Source organism: Paenibacillus sp. XP01 (assembly GCF_057364885.1).
This window is the reverse complement of the sequence record NZ_CP139481.1, coordinates 5,874,708-5,896,003: the sequence shown is the minus strand read 5'-3', so window position 1 is coordinate 5,896,003 and position 21,296 is coordinate 5,874,708. Positions and strand designations below refer to the sequence as shown.

The 21,296-nt window shown below is 49.5% G+C and carries 20 protein-coding genes and 15 tRNA genes; 33 read left to right on the top strand and 2 right to left on the bottom strand.

The window, feature by feature from the left end; translation table 11 throughout:
- Positions 1–42: 42 nt before the first annotated feature.
- The 16 genes from SNR34_RS26595 (at position 43) to SNR34_RS26520 (ending at position 2,520) form a co-directional block, all read left to right on the top strand.
- Positions 43–118 (top strand) — tRNA-Asn (locus SNR34_RS26595).
- Between the two features lie 3 nt (positions 119–121).
- A tRNA-Ser gene (locus SNR34_RS26590) sits at positions 122–210 on the top strand.
- Positions 211–229: 19 nt separating this feature from the next.
- Positions 230–301, top strand: a tRNA-Glu gene (locus SNR34_RS26585).
- A 62-nt stretch (positions 302–363) separates the two neighbouring features.
- Positions 364–439: transfer RNA gene (locus tag SNR34_RS26580), tRNA-Val, on the top strand.
- A 16-nt stretch (positions 440–455) separates the two neighbouring features.
- Positions 456–529 (top strand) — tRNA-Met (locus SNR34_RS26575).
- Between the two features lie 27 nt (positions 530–556).
- Positions 557–634 (top strand) — tRNA-Asp (locus SNR34_RS26570).
- Positions 635–728: 94 nt separating this feature from the next.
- Positions 729–804 (top strand) — tRNA-Phe (locus SNR34_RS26565).
- Positions 805–825: 21 nt separating this feature from the next.
- Positions 826–901 (top strand) — tRNA-Thr (locus tag SNR34_RS26560).
- A gap of 4 nt (positions 902–905) precedes the next feature.
- Positions 906–991 (top strand) — tRNA-Tyr (locus SNR34_RS26555).
- Positions 992–999: 8 nt separating this feature from the next.
- Positions 1,000–1,073, top strand: a tRNA-Trp gene (locus SNR34_RS26550).
- A gap of 24 nt (positions 1,074–1,097) precedes the next feature.
- Positions 1,098–1,170, top strand: a tRNA-His gene (locus tag SNR34_RS26545).
- A 6-nt stretch (positions 1,171–1,176) separates the two neighbouring features.
- Positions 1,177–1,251, top strand: a tRNA-Gln gene (locus SNR34_RS26540).
- Between the two features lie 6 nt (positions 1,252–1,257).
- Positions 1,258–1,332: transfer RNA gene (locus SNR34_RS26535), tRNA-Gly, on the top strand.
- Between the two features lie 9 nt (positions 1,333–1,341).
- Positions 1,342–1,415 (top strand) — tRNA-Cys (locus SNR34_RS26530).
- 8 nt (positions 1,416–1,423) lie between these two features.
- Positions 1,424–1,502, top strand: a tRNA-Leu gene (locus SNR34_RS26525).
- 190 nt (positions 1,503–1,692) lie between these two features.
- Positions 1,693–2,520 (top strand): class I SAM-dependent methyltransferase, encoded by an 828-nt coding sequence (locus SNR34_RS26520; RefSeq protein ID WP_486180563.1) that lies wholly within the window; start codon positions 1,693–1,695, stop codon positions 2,518–2,520.
- A 301-nt stretch (positions 2,521–2,821) separates the two neighbouring features.
- Here the strand turns inward: SNR34_RS26520 and SNR34_RS26515 are convergent, their stop codons facing one another.
- The gene (locus tag SNR34_RS26515) at positions 2,822–5,203 is read right to left on the bottom strand and encodes a helix-turn-helix domain-containing protein (RefSeq protein ID WP_486180562.1); all 2,382 of its coding nucleotides are present in this window, start codon (positions 5,201–5,203) and stop codon (positions 2,822–2,824) included.
- Between the two features lie 421 nt (positions 5,204–5,624).
- On the opposite strand from SNR34_RS26515, the gene SNR34_RS26510 reads away from it, so the two are divergent.
- The 12 genes from SNR34_RS26510 (at position 5,625) to SNR34_RS26455 (ending at position 16,099) form a co-directional block, all read left to right on the top strand.
- Positions 5,625–5,930, top strand: a complete 306-nt coding sequence (locus SNR34_RS26510) for a LiaF transmembrane domain-containing protein (RefSeq protein ID WP_236414843.1) — start codon at positions 5,625–5,627, stop codon at positions 5,928–5,930.
- Between the two features lie 36 nt (positions 5,931–5,966).
- Entirely contained in the window at positions 5,967–6,632 is a 666-nt protein-coding gene (locus tag SNR34_RS26505) for a PspA/IM30 family protein (RefSeq protein ID WP_236414841.1), read from the top strand.
- Between the two features lie 6 nt (positions 6,633–6,638).
- The gene (locus SNR34_RS26500; RefSeq protein WP_236414838.1) at positions 6,639–6,875 is read left to right on the top strand and encodes a PspC domain-containing protein; all 237 of its coding nucleotides are present in this window, start codon (positions 6,639–6,641) and stop codon (positions 6,873–6,875) included.
- A 19-nt stretch (positions 6,876–6,894) separates the two neighbouring features.
- Positions 6,895–7,398: a PspC domain-containing protein gene (locus SNR34_RS26495; RefSeq protein ID WP_236414836.1), complete on the top strand. Its 504-nt coding sequence runs from the start codon at positions 6,895–6,897 to the stop codon at positions 7,396–7,398.
- A gap of 1 nt (position 7,399) precedes the next feature.
- Positions 7,400–8,113, top strand: coding sequence for a PspA/IM30 family protein (locus SNR34_RS26490; protein ID WP_236414833.1), 714 nt, complete (start codon positions 7,400–7,402; stop codon positions 8,111–8,113).
- Between the two features lie 151 nt (positions 8,114–8,264).
- A complete protein-coding gene (gene liaF, locus SNR34_RS26485) occupies positions 8,265–8,912 on the top strand; it encodes a cell wall-active antibiotics response protein LiaF (RefSeq protein WP_236414831.1) in 648 nt (215 codons plus the stop codon).
- A gap of 33 nt (positions 8,913–8,945) precedes the next feature.
- Positions 8,946–10,034, top strand: coding sequence for a sensor histidine kinase (locus tag SNR34_RS26480; protein ID WP_343262645.1), 1,089 nt, complete (start codon positions 8,946–8,948; stop codon positions 10,032–10,034).
- Positions 10,021–10,677 (top strand): response regulator transcription factor, encoded by a 657-nt coding sequence (locus tag SNR34_RS26475; protein WP_236414886.1) that lies wholly within the window; start codon positions 10,021–10,023, stop codon positions 10,675–10,677. Before SNR34_RS26480 ends, SNR34_RS26475 begins: the two co-directional genes overlap by 14 nt.
- Positions 10,678–10,916: 239 nt before the next feature.
- Positions 10,917–11,678 (top strand): YwmB family TATA-box binding protein, encoded by a 762-nt coding sequence (locus SNR34_RS26470; protein ID WP_486180561.1) that lies wholly within the window; start codon positions 10,917–10,919, stop codon positions 11,676–11,678.
- 157 nt (positions 11,679–11,835) lie between these two features.
- On the top strand, positions 11,836–13,386 hold the full coding sequence (gene zwf / locus SNR34_RS26465; protein WP_339274618.1) for a glucose-6-phosphate dehydrogenase: 1,551 nt from the start codon (positions 11,836–11,838) through the stop codon (positions 13,384–13,386).
- Positions 13,387–13,766: 380 nt separating this feature from the next.
- Positions 13,767–14,165, top strand: a complete 399-nt coding sequence (locus SNR34_RS26460; RefSeq protein ID WP_236414823.1) for a DoxX family protein — start codon at positions 13,767–13,769, stop codon at positions 14,163–14,165.
- Positions 14,166–14,515: 350 nt separating this feature from the next.
- A complete protein-coding gene (locus SNR34_RS26455; protein ID WP_236414821.1) occupies positions 14,516–16,099 on the top strand; it encodes a peptide chain release factor 3 in 1,584 nt (527 codons plus the stop codon).
- Between the two features lie 348 nt (positions 16,100–16,447).
- On the opposite strand, the gene SNR34_RS26450 is transcribed toward SNR34_RS26455, so the two are convergent.
- On the bottom strand, positions 16,448–16,681 hold the full coding sequence (locus SNR34_RS26450; RefSeq protein ID WP_339274615.1) for a small acid-soluble spore protein SspI: 234 nt from the start codon (positions 16,679–16,681) through the stop codon (positions 16,448–16,450).
- 130 nt (positions 16,682–16,811) lie between these two features.
- Between SNR34_RS26450 and SNR34_RS26445 the strand changes: the two genes are divergently transcribed.
- The 5 genes from SNR34_RS26445 to SNR34_RS26425 all read left to right on the top strand — a co-directional run bounded on the left by SNR34_RS26445 (position 16,812) and on the right by SNR34_RS26425 (position 21,058).
- Positions 16,812–17,474, top strand: a complete 663-nt coding sequence (locus SNR34_RS26445) for a potassium channel family protein (RefSeq protein WP_236414817.1) — start codon at positions 16,812–16,814, stop codon at positions 17,472–17,474.
- A 37-nt stretch (positions 17,475–17,511) separates the two neighbouring features.
- A complete protein-coding gene (locus SNR34_RS26440; protein WP_486180560.1) occupies positions 17,512–18,300 on the top strand; it encodes a TrmH family RNA methyltransferase in 789 nt (262 codons plus the stop codon).
- A 318-nt stretch (positions 18,301–18,618) separates the two neighbouring features.
- Complete coding sequence (locus SNR34_RS26435; RefSeq protein ID WP_486180559.1) at positions 18,619–19,932, top strand: MFS transporter; 1,314 nt, start codon at positions 18,619–18,621, stop codon at positions 19,930–19,932.
- Between the two features lie 6 nt (positions 19,933–19,938).
- Positions 19,939–20,136: a hypothetical protein gene (locus SNR34_RS26430; RefSeq protein ID WP_486180558.1), complete on the top strand. Its 198-nt coding sequence runs from the start codon at positions 19,939–19,941 to the stop codon at positions 20,134–20,136.
- Between the two features lie 370 nt (positions 20,137–20,506).
- Positions 20,507–21,058 (top strand): DinB family protein, encoded by a 552-nt coding sequence (locus SNR34_RS26425; protein WP_343262638.1) that lies wholly within the window; start codon positions 20,507–20,509, stop codon positions 21,056–21,058.
- The last annotated feature ends 238 nt before the right edge of the window (positions 21,059–21,296 follow it).

Below are 21,296 nucleotides of genomic sequence, written 5' to 3'. Positions count from 1 at the left end.
CATCAGTTGATGTGCGGATCGTTTTTCAATACAAAACAATATTCCCTGATAGCTCAGTTGGTAGAGCACTCGACTGTTAATCGAGTTGTCACAGGTTCGAGTCCTGTTCGGGGAGCCATATGGAGAGGTGTCCGAGTTGGCCGAAGGAGCACGATTGGAAATCGTGTAGGCGCCAAAAGCGTCTCGAGGGTTCGAATCCCTCTCTCTCCGTTCTGATTTTTAAATGCAAGGCCCGTTGGTCAAGGGGTTAAGACACCTCCCTTTCACGGAGGTAACAGGGGTTCGAATCCCCTACGGGTCATGTTTATCCAAAAGACTTGATTTTATCATCGATTATATGATATGATCATAAATGTCTCGTTCGGAGGCTTAGCTCAGCTGGGAGAGCATCTGCCTTACAAGCAGAGGGTCGGGGGTTCGATCCCCTCAGCCTCCACCATATACTTTTTTAACGACGCGGGGTGGAGCAGCCCGGTAGCTCGTCGGGCTCATAACCCGAAGGCCGCAGGTTCAAATCCTGCCCCCGCAATTGAACTTATTTTAAATAAGGGATCTTGGAACCGTGGTGTAGTTGGCCTAACATGCCTGCCTGTCACGCAGGAGATCGCGGGTTCGAATCCCGTCGGTTCCGCCATTTTCTTTCAAACATTGAGGAAGCTGTTCACTAAATCTGCTGTAAGGCACTGACGCCTGGATAAAGTGCAACGTTTCAAGATTAACTTTATTATGGCTCGGTAGCTCAGTCGGTAGAGCAGAGGACTGAAAATCCTCGTGTCGGCGGTTCGATTCCGTCCCGAGCCACCATTGAATCTAATAATCGAATATGCCGGTGTAGCTCAATTGGTAGAGCAACTGACTTGTAATCAGTAGGTTGGGGGTTCAAGTCCTCTCGCCGGCACCATTGTGGAGGCTTAGCGAAGTGGCCAAACGCATCAGACTGTAAATCTGCTCCCGTACGGGTTCGGTGGTTCGAATCCATCAGCCTCCACCATTGCTTTTAGGGGCATAGTTTAAAGGTAGAACAGCGGTCTCCAAAACCGTTAGTGTGGGTTCAATTCCTGCTGCCCCTGCCAATTCTTTATTAATTATGTATTATGGCGATCGTGGCGAAGTGGTTAACGCACCGGTTTGTGGATCCGGCATTCGGGGGTTCAATTCCCCTCGATCGCCCTCTAGTGGGGATTAGCCAAGCGGTAAGGCAACGGACTTTGACTCCGTCATGCATAGGTTCAAATCCTATATCCCCAGCCATTATTTGCGGACGTGGCTCAGCGGTAGAGCATCGCCTTGCCAAGGCGAGGGTCGCGGGTTCGATTCCCGTCGTCCGCTCCAATAGAATATGGCGCCATAGCCAAGTGGTAAGGCACAGCTCTGCAAAAGCTTTATCCCCAGTTCGAATCTGGGTGGCGCCTCCAGTAAATATGCCGGCGTGGCGGAATGGCAGACGCGCTCGACTCAAAATCGAGTGGGAAACCGTGGAGGTTCGAGTCCTCTCGCCGGTATTCAGTATTAAGAAAACAGTCCAGTAGAGATTACATCTAATGGGCTGTTTTTTTTGTTTATCTATATGCTTACAAAATGAAATGATTAGGTGGGAGTACAGTGCCGGATTTGCATACAGAACACGATTATTCGCAATTATTATTTGACCTATCTCTTTGGGAAGAAGCCTGGAGAAAGAGAAAGGTGTCCATGCCTCCCAGGAAAGGGAGCTATCCGTTCGATACGGAGGAAGCCTTTGAACGGTGGGCCAGAGAATATCACCATCAGTCGTTCACGGAAGAAGGCAAACAACGTTCTGGTCGTATTATGGGCTGGATTGAGAATCAGGGCGTCGAATATAAGGGGTTAACGATACTGGATGTCGGCGCCGCCTCAGGTGCGTTCAGCATACCATTCGCGGAAAAAGGAGCAACGGTTACTGCTGTTGAACCTTCGCATTTTCTGACCGCTTTGATGAAAGAAACCATTCCTGCCGAATTAAGATCCAGGATCGACATTGTGTCGGAACGTTTTGAGGAATTGTCCATTCAGGACAAAGGCTGGGAAAAGAAGTTCGACTTGGTGTTTGCCTCCATGTGTCCAGCCATGTCCGACTGGGAGACGGTGGAACAAGCCATCCTCTGCGCCAGGCAATATGTGTATATCAGCACGATGGCGGCTCCACGCGAGCACACCCTAATGGATGAGTTGAAAGAGGTGTTGGGGGTAAAATCGACATTCAGAGCAGGAGATATGGCATACATCCAACAGCTTCTATATTTGAAGGGGTATTCTTATACGAGCATTATCACCAAAGAAACGACTACGTTGGAGATGCCGTTGGAGGATGTCGTGCATAAGCTGCCGGAATGGCTCAAAACGTACAAGCTGCCAACGGATGAACAGACTCTGCGACTTGCTGAAGTGCACATTAGAAAGACATTTTCGGATGACGTCGTCACGTTTACGCGGGGAGGACGATTCGGAAAAATATTGATTCAACTCGATCAACCTCAGATGAAAACTGTACGGAAATAAGCATGAAGTTACGAACGGTTGTTCATATAATAGTATGATCAGAAAAACCAAGGGGGCAGTGGAAGCTGCCCCTTTTGCATGCATGGTTCCGAGGTATACCTTGTACCCTTTCACGAAATGGATTCTCCCCATAAATAACAGACCAAATCCCTCGTAGTGCTCCTTCAAACAGGTTTTTAGAACGGGCTGAAGCTCATATGATAGAGGAAACCCGAAAATTTTCAAAAATTATCCTTCAGAAAACTGGATTGCAGCTATAGAACAGCGAATGTATTTCATGGCCTGGGCAGCTCATTAGAAATTAAACCTGTCTTTCGGCATGCAGGTTCTGCTGCCGAAGCCGGTATTGGCCCGGGGTTATTCCCTCCCATTTGCGGAAGGAACGGATGAAGTTTTGCGGATTGTTATACTGAAGCCGGTTAGAGATGTCCTTTACGGTCAGATCCGTTTCTTCCAACCATCTTTTGGCGATGGTGAACCGATGTTTGGCCAAATATTCGCTGAATGACGATCCCGTTTCCTTGCGGAACACACTGCTTAAGTAGTTGGCATTATAGTGAAGCCTGGCAGCACACTCCTCTAGCGTGAGATCTCTATCATATTCCTGATGGATGATCGCAATCATTTTGTCCGAAATATGACGGTACTGTGTAACTTGTCTCTCCTTGAAAAGCAAAATGATGGGTTTGATCATCCGCTGACTGAACCAATGCTCCACTTCTGAGGCGTATCGAAGGTTAAATAGTTCCTTGTACAATGAATCATGGCCGGAAGTTGTCGGATCAAGCCGAATCCCGCTCTCATGCAGCATCTGCAGAATACGGGTGAGCAGTCGGGCCAGAGCCAGATGATAATCTTCAGAATGGCATTCCGGATCCAGAACATGCTCGAGCATCTGGGACAGCAGCATTTCCGCTTCACCTTCGTCGCCGGCCTGAATCGCTTGAACGAGAGCGTACTCCAAGGATGAAGGATAACTGATAGATGCTGGGCTGCTGCTATGAATCGGCTGCTCATATTGAATGATAATGCCTGTGCCCAGCCGCAAACGCTGGTGCAGTGCTTTTAAGGCCTCGGAATAGGCACGATGTACTTGCAGGAGAGATGTCCAAGGTTGGCTGAACCCGATGCTCACTGTGAGTTGAAGCACTTGTTCGACCTGCTGCTGCAATTGTCCGGTCATGGCATGCAGATGTGCGGCAAATTTCACCGGATCCGATTCAGCGTCCCCCAATATAGTGACTACAGTTTGTTCCAATACTACAGGGTATAGCTGGTGATGTTCGTCTAACGTTTCCTCCATCATATTTTGCACGGCGAACAACAATAAATCGAGATCGCTCACCGTATACTTGGATTGATGCACAAGATCTGCCTGAATGACAATAACGGCAACATGTTGCCACTGGTCCAGATAGTGACCGTACCCATGCTCAATCAAGCCGCTTTGAAGAGCCGAAGGGGAGCATTTGCCAAGAAGCATGTCCATGACAAAAAAAACACGCATTTGAAGCACGTACTGATTCAGGCGGTTTTCAAGCCGTGAGCTGGAATCCACCATCTGCGTAAAGCGTGCCTGAATCTGCTCGAACTCAGTGGGGAAAGCATTTGCACGCTTCTTAGCCATCGCTTGACGCACGGATGGATGGTAATGAAGGCCGACATGGGCCAACAGTTTGCGAATCGGGACATGCATTCGTTTGGAGCCTAGCCAGGTTAACCCTAAAGAGACCAACAACATGATCAGGCTGACATGCAGGGTATGCTCGGCGATGCGCGTGTATTCCTGGGTCAGCACGTTCATTGGCGTCAAAAGCATGTAGGTCCAGCCTCTTAATGAGGATTGGGTGTAGGACAAAGAGTACCGCGAGTCGCCCAGACGTACTTTGGCTTCTCCCGCTGCATGGGATGATGCCGAAGGCAGCCGTTCAGACATGTTGTTTCCAGACTCTTCTTCCCGCATATCCATTCCCGCAAGCGGCTTGCCGATATAAGCGGGGTTGGGATGGGCCAAAATGCGTTGTTCCCGGTTGACGATAATTAAGCCTGCAGCCGAGGTTTGCTCCATATCGGCCGGGCTTTGCAACGAGCAGGCAGGAATTCCTGCAATGACAGCGGAATGGGTCGGCGCACTCAGGTGCGGAACTGGCCTGGCAAGGGCAATATGATAGATGCAACCGTTATCCGAGATGTGTTCCGGGTTGTTGAACACGCTCGAGGGTATGAGCTGCCAACCGGACGTTAACGTTTTCGAGAGCATTTCTTTCATGGGAAGAGCCAGCGGAAATTCTGTGCTTAAATACATTCCGGCATGATCGATCAGCCAGTCCTGCGTTTGGTTAATGAGCGCGATATCCATGGAAGGCTCCCAGGAACGCATATTTTGAAATTCGGTCTGCAGCCGGTCGGCGCTGGGTGTCTTCGCGTCGAGGCGTGGGGCTGACAGCTGCTCCAGCGTGGCTGGCCAACGTGTTGCTTGATCCAGCATGTAGCTTATAGTACCGAGTTTATGTTCTACGTTGGACTGCATCTGATTCAGCAGCTGTTTGTTCGTCTGAAGCTGATGCAGCTCGCTCTGGTTCGTTGTATAGAAAAAAGCGGCAATTCCGGTTAACAGCATGGGGAGAGTGCTTAACAGCATGCCAAAAATGATCATCCGATGAAGATAACTGTGTGCTCCCATAGTCAACTCCTGACGTTCTGGAATGAAGTTGGTTTCAACTCTATTTTAGTAAACGCTTACATAAAGAACAACAACATTTTGTTTAATTGGATAAAAAAGTAATGTGTTAAAGAAGGATTGCCGTTCATTACCTCATAAAAGAGGGACAGGAAACGTGCACAGTGCTTGCATGTGCTTCGCTGCACCGATTTCATCTTGGATGAAGACGCGTTTGACATGGTTAATGAAGCATAACAGGCCGGGATCCATGCAGAGAATCGAGGTCCAGCGTACGGACAGCCGAAGGTCCAAATCCTTCCCCGACCAGAGTCTAGGATGAAAAACCGTCCGCGGTCTGTTTTGAAAAACGTCGGATTCCCCTAGAATAAGGACATAAGGTTAAACAAGAAATAAACGAACTGAAAGGGCGGTGAACAAGAACATGAGATGGAACAAAGGAAATGGCTGGGCGATCGTCTTTATCGCACTCGGCGTACTGCTTCTCTTCGGGAAATTGACTCCATTGTTGGGACATCTGACAGGTTATCTGATTCCGATTCTGATGATTGCACTTGGATACTACGGCGTGAAGCGAGGCAATGTGGCTCTGGGATGGATCGTTCTCCTCATCGGTATTCTTTCGCTGATGGTCAAACTGTCCTGGTTGATCGGTCCGATCATCGCTATCGGATTAATCATCTTCGGAATCTCCATGCTGAACAACAAACGCGGATATCGTCGGTACTAAGCCATTAACGATTATGAAAAGGAGGGCCAGAGCATAATGAGTGTATTTCGTCGAATGCGGGACATTACCGTAGCAACATTGAATGAGCATTTGGAGCAAAGTCAGGATCCAGTGAAATTGATCGACCAGTTTCTGGTCTCGACCCGCCAGGATATTGGCGAAGCCGAGAAGCTCCGTCACCAGTATGCTTCACACACAAGACAAATGAAACAACAGGCCGATCAGGCCGCCGCCATGGTACACAAACGGGAGGAGCAAGCTTCGATGGCTTTGAAAGCCGGGGAAGAGCACCTTGCCAAGCTAGCCTTGCAGGAAAAAATCATCTACGAAGAAAAGATGGAGCAGTACAACGAACTGTACCAACAAAGCAACTCCGCTTTGCAGGAACTGGATGAGCAAATCAACCAACTGAAGGTTGAATATCAAACCGTATACAGCAAGCGCCAATATTATTACGCCCGGATGCAGACGATTCAACTGCAGCAGCGGATGAATCAGCGCAGCCAGTATAATGGTCAAAATGTTCCTCGCATGTTCAATCGTTTGGATGATCAAGTATCGGATCTTGAATATGAAACCCAGAGTCTTCGGGATTTGCGAAGAATGGGGCAGGGAGACACCTCAAGCGGAATCTCATCCTCCCAGCTCGATAAAGAGCTGGAGCGCCTGAGACAGAAGCTGAATACCGACAGAAAGGAGTAACCAAGCATGAACAGATTATTTCGGTCGACGCGTAATCGTAGGCTGACAGGCCTAATCGGCGGCATTTCCGAAAACCTCGGCGTGAGTTCCGCGCTGCTGCGCATCATCTTTTTCATCAGTATTTTTGCCACGGGCGGCACGTCGCTGCTGATCTATTTCATCGCTTCACTGTTGGTACCAAAGGAAACTTACCCTGGTGAGTCGTACGGATACGGCCCTGATTTCGGAAGAGGATACAAATGACAGAAAGGAGTAACACGACATGAGCAAACTATATCGCTCAACGCGTGACCGGATGCTTACCGGATTAATCGGCGGCATCTCCGAATCGATCGGCATGGATTCTACGCTGCTGCGTATCATCTTTGTCATCAGCATCTTCGTTACGGGCGGCACGTCGTTACTGATCTACTTCATCGCCGCACTGGTTGTGCCGAAGGAACCTTACCCTCCATATGATCCATATGGCCCCGGGCCAGGTCCCGGCCGAGGTTTCCAGGGTCACGATCAACATCCGCCAAGAGGGCCGTTCAACCAAGGTCCATTCAACCAAGGCCCGTTCAACCAGGGTTCCGGCGGTTTCGGACCGGGTCCAGGGTATAACAACAGACCTAATCAGGGAACGCGTTATGACGGCAATTACGCAGGAAACCAGCAGGAAAGCGAACTGGATTCCATGATGAAGGATATCGAGAAAAAAGCATTGCAAAAAGAAGTCGAAGAGCTTCGCCAAAAATTATCTCGTTACGAGAAAGGAGAAAAATAACATGGGAGTATTTAAACGGATTAAGGATATGACAAAGGCGTCGGTGAATGATCTTTTGGATAAAGTAGAAGACCCAATCGTAATGCTCAACCAATATTTGCGCGATATGGAGGCCGAAATTCATGAGGCTGAAGTAACGGTAGCAAAACAAATGGCCAACGAGCGCCGCATGAAGCAGCGTCTGGATGAAGCTGAGCGTACTTCCGTACAACGCGAATCTCAAGCCGAAGCGGCTTTGGCAAACGGTCAGGAAGAGGTAGCGCGCAAGCTGCTGGAAGAAAAAATCTATTTCGATCAAAAGATCACCGAGTACAGCGAGCTGCATGCACAATCTGAAGCACAAGCCAAAGACCTGCTGCAACAGCTGCATGACATGAAAGACGAGTTTTACAAAATGCGCAACAAACGCAATGAGCTTGTATCCCGTGCTCAAATGGCCAAAGCGAAAAAACAAATGTCGCAAATCAACAGCCTGCATACGATCGAGAGCGGAAGTGCATCGCTTGGGTTCCACCGTATGGAAGAAAAAATCATGCAAATGGAAGCAGAGGCTGACGTAATGCGTGCACCGTATCGCAATGCTCATGCGACTAACGCAACGTACACCAACCCAGCGGACGCTGAAAAACAATTCAAAGTCGACCAGCAGCTGCAAGCCCTCAAAAACAAATTGGGCAATGGCGCCAAAAATGATGCAGGTACAACCAAAGAATAACTGTTCGGTCAGCAAACAATATGATATTCTATAAATCGTGAATAGAGAACGGTTTGTAGAGTAAAAGGTAAAGCCATACGGGATGAAAGATGCCTGGTATGGCTTTTCCAACGACAAGGGTTCACCAGCATACAGAGGAGGTGTGGCAGATATGAACAGAAAAGCGCAATGGCTTGCCGTAGTGATCATTGCCATCGGCGTTGTGATGCTGCTGAATCGCCATATTAACGTGCTGACGGCTGCCGCACTCATCCTGTTAACGATCGGGATGCTTCAAGTCCGCAAAGGAGATACGCGCAAAGGTTACCGTTGTCTGGGCATCGGCGCAGGCTTGCTATTGCTGGACAACTTAATGATCGTGTTTTTGATTGTGCTTGGTTCACTCGCTTATTTTTATTCGAATAACAAAAAGATGGATTTGCATCAAAAAGTGATGCGCAAACAAAACTTTATGGCCCGTTATTATTGGGATCGTGCCCCTTGGACGCTGCGCAGCATGAGCCTGTGGCATGTCCTCGGCGAAGTGAATGCCGATCTGTCCCTCTCCCTGCCGGAAGAAAAGCAAACCGTCGTATTGCTCCAGGGTGTCATGGGAAATGTACGTTTGAACTTGCCTGAAGATTACGGCGTCGAAATCGAAGCCTCTGTCTTGTTCGGGCGCATTCAATTTCTGGGCGAGCAGGACAGCGGAATGATGAACAAACTGGTATGGAGAACTCCTGGATATGAATCCAGTGAACATAAAGCAAAATTTGTCATTTCCTATATTGTTGGCGACTTATTTATCAGTAAACCGTAGTAAGTTAATAAATGCAAAGAGGAGGAGACCCTGTTGAAAACGAAACGACATGCCGATATGGTAACCCGAAGCATGGGTGAGGGGATCCTCCTTGTTTTCGTTGTGCTGGCCGTCATTTTGTATGTATTGTATACATATGGTTTTTTGGCTCCTTTTGCAGGCTGGCGGCATTTGCTCCAAGCGGGTCTGCCGCTGCTATTGCTCCTGGTTGCCATCGGGGCAATATTCGGGTTTTACCAAAGCTACCGCGTCAAACGAAGGCTTGAACTGCTGCGGGAGACGCTGCTTCAATGGGAGAAAGGATCGCTTTCCCGTACGGTGCCCGATCTCGGCCCGGATGATGTGGGTCGCCTGAGTGAACAACTCGGACGCATCGGCAAAAAGTGGGAAGAACAGGTGACTTCATTGCAGCGTTTGTCCACCAACAATGCACAGCTTGCGGAACAGGCGCGCATTACGGCGATCGTGGAGGAACGACAGCGCTTGGCTCGCGAACTGCATGATGCCGTATCACAGCAGTTGTTCGCCATTTCCATGACGGCGACGGCAGTCGGGCGCAAAATGGGCCAAGATTTTGATCGGGCACAGAGACAAGTGGCACTCATCGAAGAGATGGCATCCGTCGCGCAATCGGAGATGCGCGCATTATTGCTCCACTTAAGGCCGGTATACTTGGAGGGCAAACAGCTGGAGCAGGGACTTCGCGACCTGGTGATGGAATTGAAAACGAAAGTGCCGATGGAAATCGTGCTTGAAATCGATGACAACATTCACTTGGTGAAGGGCATTGAGAACCATTTGTTCCGGATCATCCAGGAAGCCATGTCCAACACGTTGCGCCATGCGAAGGCGGACAAAATGGAGATTCGGCTGCAGCGCAAAATGGATGCGATTCGGGTGCTCATTCGCGATGACGGGCAAGGCTTTGAGTTGAATGACCAGAAGCAGGCCTCCTATGGGCTCGCGAACATGCGTGAGCGCGTTACGGAAATCGGCGGAGCGATCCAATTTGTCACCGCTCCCGGGAAGGGAACAAGAATTGAGATTACGATACCTTTGATGAACGATGAAAGCGGGGAAGAACATGGCAACGGAAACGGAAATCGAGATGGAATCGGATAACGAAACGTCGATCAAGGTACTGCTCGTGGACGATCATGAAATGGTGCGCATCGGTCTGGCCGCGGTGCTGGATACGGAGGACGGCATTGAAGTCGTGGGCGAAGCCGGCAGCGGAGAAGAAGGCATTCGCCTGGCTCAGGAGTACAAACCGGACGTGGTGCTTATGGATCTCGTGATGGAGGGCATGGACGGCATCGAGGCAACTCGACAACTGCTTAAAATGTATCCGGAATGCAAGGTCATTGTGCTTACGAGTTATTTGGATGACGAGAAGATGTATCCGGTCATTGAGGCGGGCGCGTTCAGTTATTTGCTGAAAACGTCAAGGGCCAACGAAGTTGCCGATGCCATTCGTGCTGCCGCTCGCGGCCAGTCTGTATTGGAGTCCCAGGTGGCCTCCAAAATGATGAACCGTTTCCGTCAACCGCAGGCGACCGCGCCTGCCCATGAAGAGCTTACGGATCGGGAGATGGACGTGCTGAGGCTGTTGGCGCAAGGGAAGTCGAATCAGGACATCGCGGACGACCTCGTGATCGGCATCAAAACCGTCAAATTCCACGTGACCAACATTTTGGCCAAACTCGGCGTGGATGATCGCACGCAAGCAGCGATTTATGCATATAAAAACGGCCTTGCCGAATAAAAGCGAGCTATGCCTTGAGCAGGGCCGAACATATCGAATGAACGGATAACCCGAAAACTGCACTAATTGCAGAAAATGCAATAACTGATCATCAGGTATACCTTCCTGACTCGGTCGGAAGCCCAATTTGCCATCCTCTTTATGGCAGGTTGGGCTTTTTTGTGTTGCTGTGTTTATAGCCGGATCATCCGGGGCATGCTGTTGATAGATTGATAGATTATAGAAAAGGCGGGCTGAACATGAAGGCACATTGGATGAAAGCGGGCATGATGCTTGCATTGGTTATCGTTTTGGTCGGAGTGAGTCGGGTGTACGCGGACAAACAGCCGCTTAAGTCTGAATCCGAAAGAACACAGCTTGAAGCACTTATACATACCGGCCATTTGGCCATGGATAAAGCGGATCGCATGATCGTTAAATGGCAGGGTCAGGGAAAGGGAAATGCGCAGACAGCCGCATCCGTATTGTCCCGGCAGCTTGGGCTACCTGAACCCGAACAAACCATTCAAACGGGACATGAGGTATACCGCAGCGAACGGCAAGGGGGAGAGCTGCAGGCGGGGGTCCTTGTAAACGCAGCCGTCGTTGATGAAGGCGAGTATTATCTCATCGTGCAGTTAACGGGCGATGAGAAATCGGATATGAACGCATTCCTCTCGCTGCATGAGGAGGTCGGGCGGCTGCTGAACGAAGCAGGGCTTCAGGCAGCGTGGAATTTTGCCATGCAGGGCAGTACACCTGCAGAAGCTGCGTCGCTGACAAATGCAGGGGAACAACTGGAGCAGGCCGAACGAGCGATGGCTTCCCGGCTTGATGTTCACGAGGCGGAGCGATATACGGACAACGGCACGGTGGCCGTATCTTACGAAGTACCCGGGCTGCCGCTTTCCATCGCGAGCGCCTCTCGCGAACTGAACATGCAGCTGGCCGTACACACGGACCAAAATCGGGAAGAGAATCGAATTACGGTAGGGTTCCCGATTATAACGATTGAATATTGATAGAAAGCAACAGGAAAATTAATGCAAGTATTCATGCTTTATGCTAAAATGTCATCAACTCTGCAGGCGATGACATATGTTTTGACTAAAACTGGTAACTTCTACGACTTAATCAAAGAAGCGATACGAATCGCTTTTGCGGGAGGAAGAGGAGCTCATGGTCGAAAAACAAATGCAGCACGAAGTTCAGACGCCAGGCGCAATATTTCTCATTTTTGGGGCGACCGGAGACTTGGCGCGCCGGAAACTGTTTCCAGCAATCTATAGTCTTTATCGGGAAGGGAAATTAGGCGAGGATTTCGCCGTTATTGGCGTAGCGCGCCGCCCACGGTCTCCCGAGGAATTCAGAGAAGATCTTCTCGAATCGATCCAGGAATTTTGTCGTTACCCTGTGGAGGAAACAGAGAAGTGGAATCGGTTTACCGAACATTTCGAGTATACCTCGTTGGATATCAATGATGTGGATGGTTTCAGGGAGTTAAACGTCCAGACTGCACGGCTGGAAGAACAATTCAACATTCCGGGCAATCGTTTGTTCTATTTGGCTCTTGCGCCGGAGCTGTTCGGCAGCGTTTCTTACAGTCTCCGTGATGGAGGCATGCTGGACGGCAGCGGATGGAATCGGCTGGTCATCGAGAAACCGTTCGGCTATGATCTGCCCTCGGCGGAGAAGTTGAACGAGCAGATTCGAGAAGTGTTCAAAGAAGAAGAGATTTACCGGATCGACCACTACCTTGGCAAGGAAATGGTGCAGAACATCGAAGTAATCCGGTTTGGCAATGCCTTTTTTGAGCCGCTCTGGAACAACAAGCATATTGCCAATGTACAGATTACGCTCGGGGAAACGGTCGGCGTGGAAGAGCGCGGCGGATATTACGACCACTCGGGTGCACTGCGGGACATGGGGCAAAATCATATGCTGCAAATGTTGGCCATGATTGCGATGGAGCCGCCCAGCCGTTTGTATCCCGAGGATATTCGGGACGAGAAGGTAAAGGTGCTTCGCTCGCTGCGCCCGTTTTCCTCGGATGAAGACGTGCGCCGGAATGTGGTTCGGGCCCAGTACGGGGCAGGAACGTTCCGCGGCGAACCTCTGCCGGGTTACCGCGAAGAGGACAAAGTGGATGCGCAGTCCACGACCGAGACGTATTTTGCAGCAAGGGTCTTCGTGGACAATTTCCGCTGGGCAGGAGTTCCTTTTTATATCCGGACGGGGAAACGGCTGCCGGTCAAAACGACCGAAATCGTCGTGGAGTTCAAATCGATGCCGAGCAACGTGTACCTGGGTCAAAAGTACAAATTGGAGCCGAACCTGCTCGTGATTCGCGTGAATCCGATGGAAGGCATCTATATCAAAATCAATGCCAAAAAACCGGGCTCGGATTCGGAAATCCAACCTTTAGCCATGGATTTCTGCCAGAGCTGCATGATCGGCATCAATTCGCCGGAGGCATACGAACGTTTGCTGCACGATGCGGCGGAAGGGGACTCCACGTATTTCACGCGTTGGGACGAGGTTGCGACGGCTTGGTCCTTCGTTGATCGCATTGCTGCGGCTTGGTCGAACAACATGGGGGAACTGCACACCTACCCGGCAGGAACCTGGGGACCGGAAGCAACGAATGCTTTGCTGGAACAAGACGGATTCCACTGGTGGCCGGTAAACGGGCAGGCTGAAGACGAAGTGGTGTGGCAATTCAATCATTAATCAGGTGAAAAATAGATGAAATACGGCTCAACCTATTTGGTTGAACGTATGGACAGGGGATATGCGAAGCTCGGGAAAGCGCATCATTATGCGTTTTTCGGGCTTTTTTTGCGATGATGATAATAATGGTACAAACATTACTAAAATAAGTTATTGACAAAAAGTAAGTAGATAACATATACTCATTCCAGGACATAAAGAGATTACGCAAAAGAAAAAGTGATGTCGGCACGATGCGGGGATCACCCAAAGATTCATGAGATGAAAAAGACACGGCAGAAGGGGATACAGAGCAGAATCATTCATGAAGGAAATATTTTAGCATAATATCTTTATTCTAAGAATACTATTTTGCATATATTTGATAGGAGGAGAAAAGTATGTTGGATGTAGGATTGTTGTTGCTTCGTTTGGTGATTGGACTGTCGTTTATGGCGCATGGCGCGCAAAAGCTGTTTGGTTGGTTCGGGGGTTACGGCATTAAAGGCACAGGCGGTTGGTTTGAATCGATGGGCATGAAACCGGGTGCGGTGGTTGCCTTGCTAGCAGGACTTGCGGAATTTGGCGGCGGATTGTTGCTGGCCCTGGGATTGCTCACTCCGGTTGGCGGCGTTCTGATTGCGCTCACGATGGTCATTGCCATTGTCAAAGTGCATGGAGCGAACGGTTACTGGTCTACGCAAAACGGATACGAATACAACCTGGCCATTCTGGCCGTCGGGGTTGCATTGGCACTTACAGGCGGCGGTCAATATGCCCTGGATGCATTGATTTTCTAATACGAAGTGTATGCTCAAAAGCAGGATTGAGTACCCATAAGCCTTCACCGGGCCGCGGGTGCTCTTTTTTTGCGAAAAAGGATGAACTCTGCGGCATGGAATCGGTTATTTTCGGCCGGGATTATGGTACAATAGGAAAGTTGAATACACATATTAAGTAACGGCATGCAATAATACAACAGGTCAGGGAGGATGAACTCCGTTGTAAATGCGTAAAATGGTTCAAGCATAGGTTTGAACGCCAGCGGATCACATCAACCGGCAAATGCCGGACTGCATATCGATGAATAACCTTCCGGCGACTGCCGGAGACTGAACTTTAGAATGAACGGACGAAAGGAATAGAGGGAATGAGCAAAGCTGAAGATCAGATTTTACAACAGGAAGTGGACAAACGCCGGACGTTTGCCATCATTTCTCACCCGGATGCGGGTAAAACGACACTAACCGAGAAGCTGTTGCTGTTCGGGGGCGCGATTCGCCTCGCCGGAACGGTCAAAGCACGGAAAGCCAGCAAACACGCGACAAGTGACTGGATGGAAATCGAGAAACAGCGGGGGATCTCGGTAACGTCCTCCGTGATGCAATTCGATTACTTGGGACACCGCGTCAACATTTTGGATACACCGGGTCACCAAGACTTTTCCGAGGATACGTACCGCACGCTGACGGCGGCGGATAGCGCGGTCATGCTGATCGACGTGGCCAAAGGGGTCGAGGCACAGACCATCAAACTGTTCCAGGTTTGCGCGAAACGCGGCATTCCGATCTTTACGTTTATTAACAAATTGGACCGCGAGGGGCAAAGCCCGTTCGATCTGATGGAAGAGCTGGAGAACGTCTTGGGTATCCGTTCCGTGCCAATGAACTGGCCGATCGGATCGGGACGTGATCTGTGCGGCGTGTACGACCGGATGAAAAATCAGGTGGAGCTGTTCCAAGGGGACGACCATTCGACGATCAAGGTGCAAAAAGTGGACGGATATGAAGATCCGGTCATCCGCGAGATGGCGGGCGAGTACCTGCATGATCAACTCTGTCAGGACCTGGAGCTGCTGGATGTGGCGGGAGATCCGTTCGACATGGAAAAAGTACAGCGCGGCGAATTGACGCCGGTATTTTTTGGCAGTGCCATCAACAACTTCGGCGTGCAAACGTTCCTGGAGAACTTCCTGCAGCTCGCGCCGAAACCGGAGCCTCGCCGCAGCACGGCTGGCGAAATTGAACCGACGAACGAGAAATTCAGCGGATACGTATTCAAAATCCAGGCCAACATGAACCCTGCACACCGGGACCGCATTGCGTTCCTGCGCATCGTATCCGGCAAGTTCCAACGCGGCATGAGCGTCAAGCATGTTCGTGTCGGCAAAGAAATCAAGCTGTCGCAGCCGCAGCAATTTTTGGCACAGGACCGGGATATCGTGGAAGAGGCATACGCCGGCGATATCATCGGTTTGTTCGACCCAGGCATCTTCCGCATCGGGGATTCCCTGAGCCAAGGCAGCGAAATCGTCTTTGACGAGCTGCCTACATTCTCTCCTGAGATTTTCGCCAAAGTTACGGTGAAGAACGCGCTCAAGCATAAGCAATATCAAAAAGGGATCGACCAGCTGACCGAAGAAGGCACCATCCAGGTATTCCAGACGGTCAACTTCGATGAAACGCTGCTCGGCGTAGTTGGCCAGCTCCAATTCGAGGTGTTCGAATACCGCATGAAAGGCGAGTATGGCGTGGACGTGCAGCTTCAGCGCATGCCGTATCAGTTCGCCCGTTGGATCATTGACGAGAATCTGGACCCGAGCAAGTTCCGCATCAATTCGGCGTTGGTGAAGGACAAAAAAGGAAATTACGTGGTCCTGTTCGAAAATGAATATGCAATGAGAACGGCCATGGACAAAAACCCAACCGCTCAGTTCCTGGAGACGGCGCCATAAGCCTCGTTTTTCTAGGAGTAGCGTTTAATAAAACAAGTTACGTGTGTTATGCAAAGCAACAAAAGGAAGGCCGAAGCCCCTGTGAAGGGTGTTTCGGTCTTTTTTTAATTCAGTTCGGCCGTCGATAAAGTTGATGGTGCAGTTCATGGGCTTTCATAGGAAACAAGGTACGGCTCATCAAGAGCTGTACCTTGTTTTTGTGATTCGGTAAGCCAAGCCAATCGGCTTTACTGAACAATGCCGCAAGTTAAGAACCGCGGAGCATAATTCGGACCGATCAGGCAAATGCTGTGTGCAGACAGAACAACGTAATAACGGGTGACAGTCTATTCCCGGCCATTCCCGACATTATCGCAGGGGCTTAACGGGAATCGTGTGCAGATGCTGTTGTGCTACCTGGATCAGTTCATCCTGTTTGGCAGGATCGGTGTTCTTCCAGATCATTTCGAAAATGGCACCCAGTCCGGGCAAGGCCGCTTCAGGGCCGTCGACAGAACCTTCAATCATTTCGCGGAGCTGGGCATCGCTTTTGTCATGAACCTTATGAACAATCGCTTCACGCAGGCTTAAAGTAATTGGCATCGCAAGTCCCTCCTCGTATATTCGGCTGCTCTTATACTGTTCCCTGCAGACCGTGAGCGCATTCAAGTTTGTCGGTCTTTGTGGTATACTACGAAGGATGTTGAAGCACGGAGCGGGAGGTTAGACCCTTATGGCAAAAAAGCAATATGCCGTCATTGGCATGGGACGGTTTGGGTCCAGTGTGGCGAATGCGCTCAGCAGCATGGGCTTTGACGTACTCGCCATCGATGCGGACGAACAACGGACTCAAGAGATGTCGAATATCGTAACGCATGCGGTATCGGCCGATTCCACCGACGAAGAAGCGCTGCGGGCGCTGGGCATTCGTAATTTTGACGTCGTGGTGGTTGCGATTGGCGAGGACATTCAAGCGAGCATTCTGACGACGCTAATTTTGAAGGATATGGGCGTTCCGGTGTTGATTGTTAAAGCACAGAACGAGCTTCATGGCAAAGTGCTGCAAAAGATCGGAGCGGACAAGGTCATTTATCCGGAAAGGGATATGGGACTGCGGGTTGCGCATCATTTGACTTCGCCCAACATTTTGGACTATATCGAGTTGTCCGAAGATTACAGCATTCTCGAAATGAAGGCTTCGGAGCAGATGATCGGCAAAAACTTGCTGGAACTGAATATCCGAGCGCGCTTTGGCTGTAACGTCATGGCGATTCGCCAAGGCAGTTCAATGAACATTTCGCCGTATGCCGAGGATCGGATCGAAGAAGGGGACGTGCTCATTATCGTGGGCCACAAGGATCATTTGACCAAGATGGAGCTGGCGTATCCCAAATAAGCCAAAGAAATGACCCGAGAACGGGAAGGATGGAATCATGGATATCGTATCACCTCAAAATAACCGCGTGAAAGAATGGGCACAATTGCTGGAGAAGAAGCATCGTACCCGTCAGCATAAATATATGATTGAAGGCATTCACCTCGTGCAGGAGGCATTGCGCGCAGGCGCGGATCTGGAATGCATCGCTTACGACGGAGAACGAGGCATTCCGAAGGAACTTGCCGGATTGGAAACGCCGCTTCAGCACGTGGAGTGGATTAGCGTCTCCCCAGCGGTCATTGCAAAATGTACGGATACGATGACGCCCCAGCCTGTGTTTGCCGTGGTGCGCAAAAGCAGCGAACCGCTGCAAAACCTGTGGTCAGACGCGAAAGGACTCGTCGTTGTGCTGGATGGCGTGCAGGATCCGGGCAATGTCGGAACGATCATTCGCAGTGCCGACGCCGCCGGAGCGGCAGGCGTAGTGCTGGGAGCCGGCTCTGCCGACGTATATAATCCAAAAACGATTCGATCTACGATGGGCTCTTTGTTCCATTTGCCGATCGTGGAAGGCGATCTGGAAACGATCCTGCCTGAGGCAAAAGCGGCGGGCGTACGACTTGTCAGCACGTCACTGCAGGCAGAGCACTCGTGCTACAGTTACGATTTTACGCAGTCCGTTTGGCTGGTCATCGGCAACGAGGGCAAAGGTATTTCCGATGCCACGGCCCGACGGGTCGACGATGCGATCACCATCCCGATGCAGGGACAAGCCGAGTCGCTGAACGCCGCGATGGCGGCAACGGTCCTGTTGTTTGAGGCGATGAGACAGCGGATGGTGTAAAACGGAAACATTTCCTGCCCGCAACTATAAATGAGCGCGGAGGAAAAATTAGCGTCCATACAAGACAAAAGACTGGAAAATGCCGGGCCTTTCCCCAAGCGTTTCTCCAGTCTTTTTTTAATCCAGAAAAAAGTCGGCTAGTTAGTCTCTTTCCCTTTTACATGAGGAATCTTAAATAAGCGAGATGTTATGTTTTTCCTGTTTTTTGTTGTAAAACTGTTTTAATTACATTAATCTTATTTTTATTGAATATTTTTTAAGAATGACTCTTATTGTTGTTTAATTAAGTAACTTTTAAGAAATGGAGAAAAATTTGTCATGAAATCATCCAATTTGACCCGTCCTTTTTATTTCCTGTGGACGACCCAAACCGCGGCGAATGCAGCTGATGTGCTTTACATAATGGCCCTTACGGTGCTGGTCCTTGATCGGACCGAGTCTCTCGTATCGGCGGCGCTGATGCCGCTGATGCGCAGCGGGGCTCAAATGCTGAGCAGCCTGATTGCGCCTTTGCTGATCCATCGTTTCAAGTTGTCCAACCTTCTTTTATTGTCGCAAGTGGGGCAATTCCTGCTGTTCGTTTGCCTGGCCGTTTATTTACAGCTTCATGGAGAGGCTTCATCGCTTGTATTGGTATTTTCACTCGTATTCGTGATGTCTTTTCTCGACGGATGGACAACCCCGGCCCGAAATGCACTTATACCACGTTTAGTAACGCGTGAGCAAGGTTTGCTTAAAGCCAACGGGCTGATTAGCGTCAGCGATCAGGTCGTACAATTCGCAGGCTGGGGATTAAGCGGCATCGTCGTTGCATTTCTGGGTGCCAGCCCCACGTTGTTGCTGACGGCTGTTATCTATGGTCTTGCCGCGGCATTTACGCTGGGCGTCAAAGAACCAACGAAATCGGGATCTGGAGATAAGGAATTGAACGCGTCCTCTGACGAAATACCGGCACTTGGCACATCCAGATGGCATACGCTGACCGAAGGCTGGAAGATGATATGGAAAACACCTCGCCTGCGGGTGCTTACGTTTATGGACATGATCGACATGCTTGGCGGTTCGATTTGGGTTGGCGCCTTTACCCTTGCGTTCGTTCAAGTCGCACTTGGACAAGGCGAAGAATGGTGGGGATTTATTAATGCCGCTTATTTTGCAGGGACAATAGGTGGTGGAATGCTGGTACTGGCACTGGCAAGAACGATTGGCAACCGCTATTTAGCGGTGATGATGATCGGCATGGCCGGTTATGGCGTTCTAACCGCACTTTACGCGCTCAATACAGAGCCATACGTTGCACTTATTTTGGTTATGTTAATGGGGCCTTTCGCAGAGCTTTCCGTTATTAACCGGCGCACCTTAATTCAGCGCAGCGTAGCCAAACTTTTGCTGCCCAAGGTGTTATCTGCCCAAGCTTCACTTATGCATCTCGTATTTTGCATTTCGCTGCTGGGCATGGCTGGGCTTGCCGAATATATCGGGATCGTGAATCTCTACCTGTTCGCGGCCGGCCTGACCATGCTAGCGCTTTTGGTAGGCTTGCTAAGTCGCCGGGCTTTCCGGGACAAAGCTTCTCAGGCAGAACCATCGATGAAGTCTGAGGAAAGGAACCTTGAAATGGAACAAGCTTAACGAGGTATGGGAAGTATAAATCTGCCTCAAGTCAAAATTGGAATTGAAATTCGAATTAGCGTAACGATCTATGTAACTCATTCCGTTCTAATTGCAGCAGCCAAATATGAAGGGGATAAGCAATGGAAAAAAACTTCATCATCATGGGCGCTGCTATTAAAAACAGGTGGATTGGCAACGGAGGGTGATTACTCTTGGTTTTAACTCATTTTATAACTGTGAAGGGAATGAAATATCATAACGGTATTAGATACGCTTAATCAAGTGGCAGTGATTCTATTACTCATTGGTTCCTTCATTTCTTATCTGCAATTACGAAAGGTTAAAAGACAAAGAAAACTAATGCTTATGGAAAAAGTATTATATATCATTATTCAAGCCGGGTACTTACTTTGGGCGGGGAGCGGGTTGATGATGTTAATCTCGAATTAGCTATTAAAAGCAGTAGTCTCATACTATGTGATCGGGATCAAGAAGGGGCAAAAAAATGACAAAACGCTACTGACACACTGTTGTCAGCAGCGTTTTTTTATGATGAAGGTATAGCAAAACAAGAAGAGGAGTTGTTCGAAAAATGAGAGAAACAGAGAAAGTATTGCAGTCGCTTGAAGAGACGATCGGTCAGTATTTAAGCGAGTTAAATAACCTCGATATGGAGCAATTGCTCCATAAAAGGTGTGAGGAGGAATGGTCCGTCGGGCAAATGTACATGCATTTGATTCAATCCGCGCTATTCATGCATTTGAAGAATGTTGACCAATGTTTAGCAGATCATGATGTTTCATTGAGCACCGTTGGAGAGAAAACGGAGGAGGGGAAGGCAGTATTTAAACTAGGGAGCTTCCCGCAGGTTCGGATACGGGTACCTGCTTCGCCGCAATACACCCCACAGCAACCGCAGAATAAAGAGCAGCTGTCCGATGGTCTTAATCGTGTAATGGAGCGTATGAAAAGTAAGGAACCTGATCTGTACCAAGCTCCCGATCATAAGAAAGTTCTTCACCCGAGACTCGGTGAATTAAACGCTACAGAGTGGTTTTTGTTAATCGAAATGCACTACAGACATCATCTTTTGCAGCTGGAGCGACTAAAAAATGACTTGAAAATGAATGAAGGTCATGAATAAGACAAAACGTACAGCAAATCGCTATTGGATTGATGTTGTTTCTGCTTCTCTTGTGAAAGAGATAGACTGTCGCAAGCCCCTAGAGTCAAAAGCAAAGACAGCAACCTTTGAAGGTTGCTGTGCTGTTGGTTAGCTATAGATTGGGGATGGTGGCATGTGTAAACGCTACTTGTTATTTGAACAAGTTAATCAAGTTGCCACACTGCCGGCAGGAAATTAATGAAACTATGGATTGGGT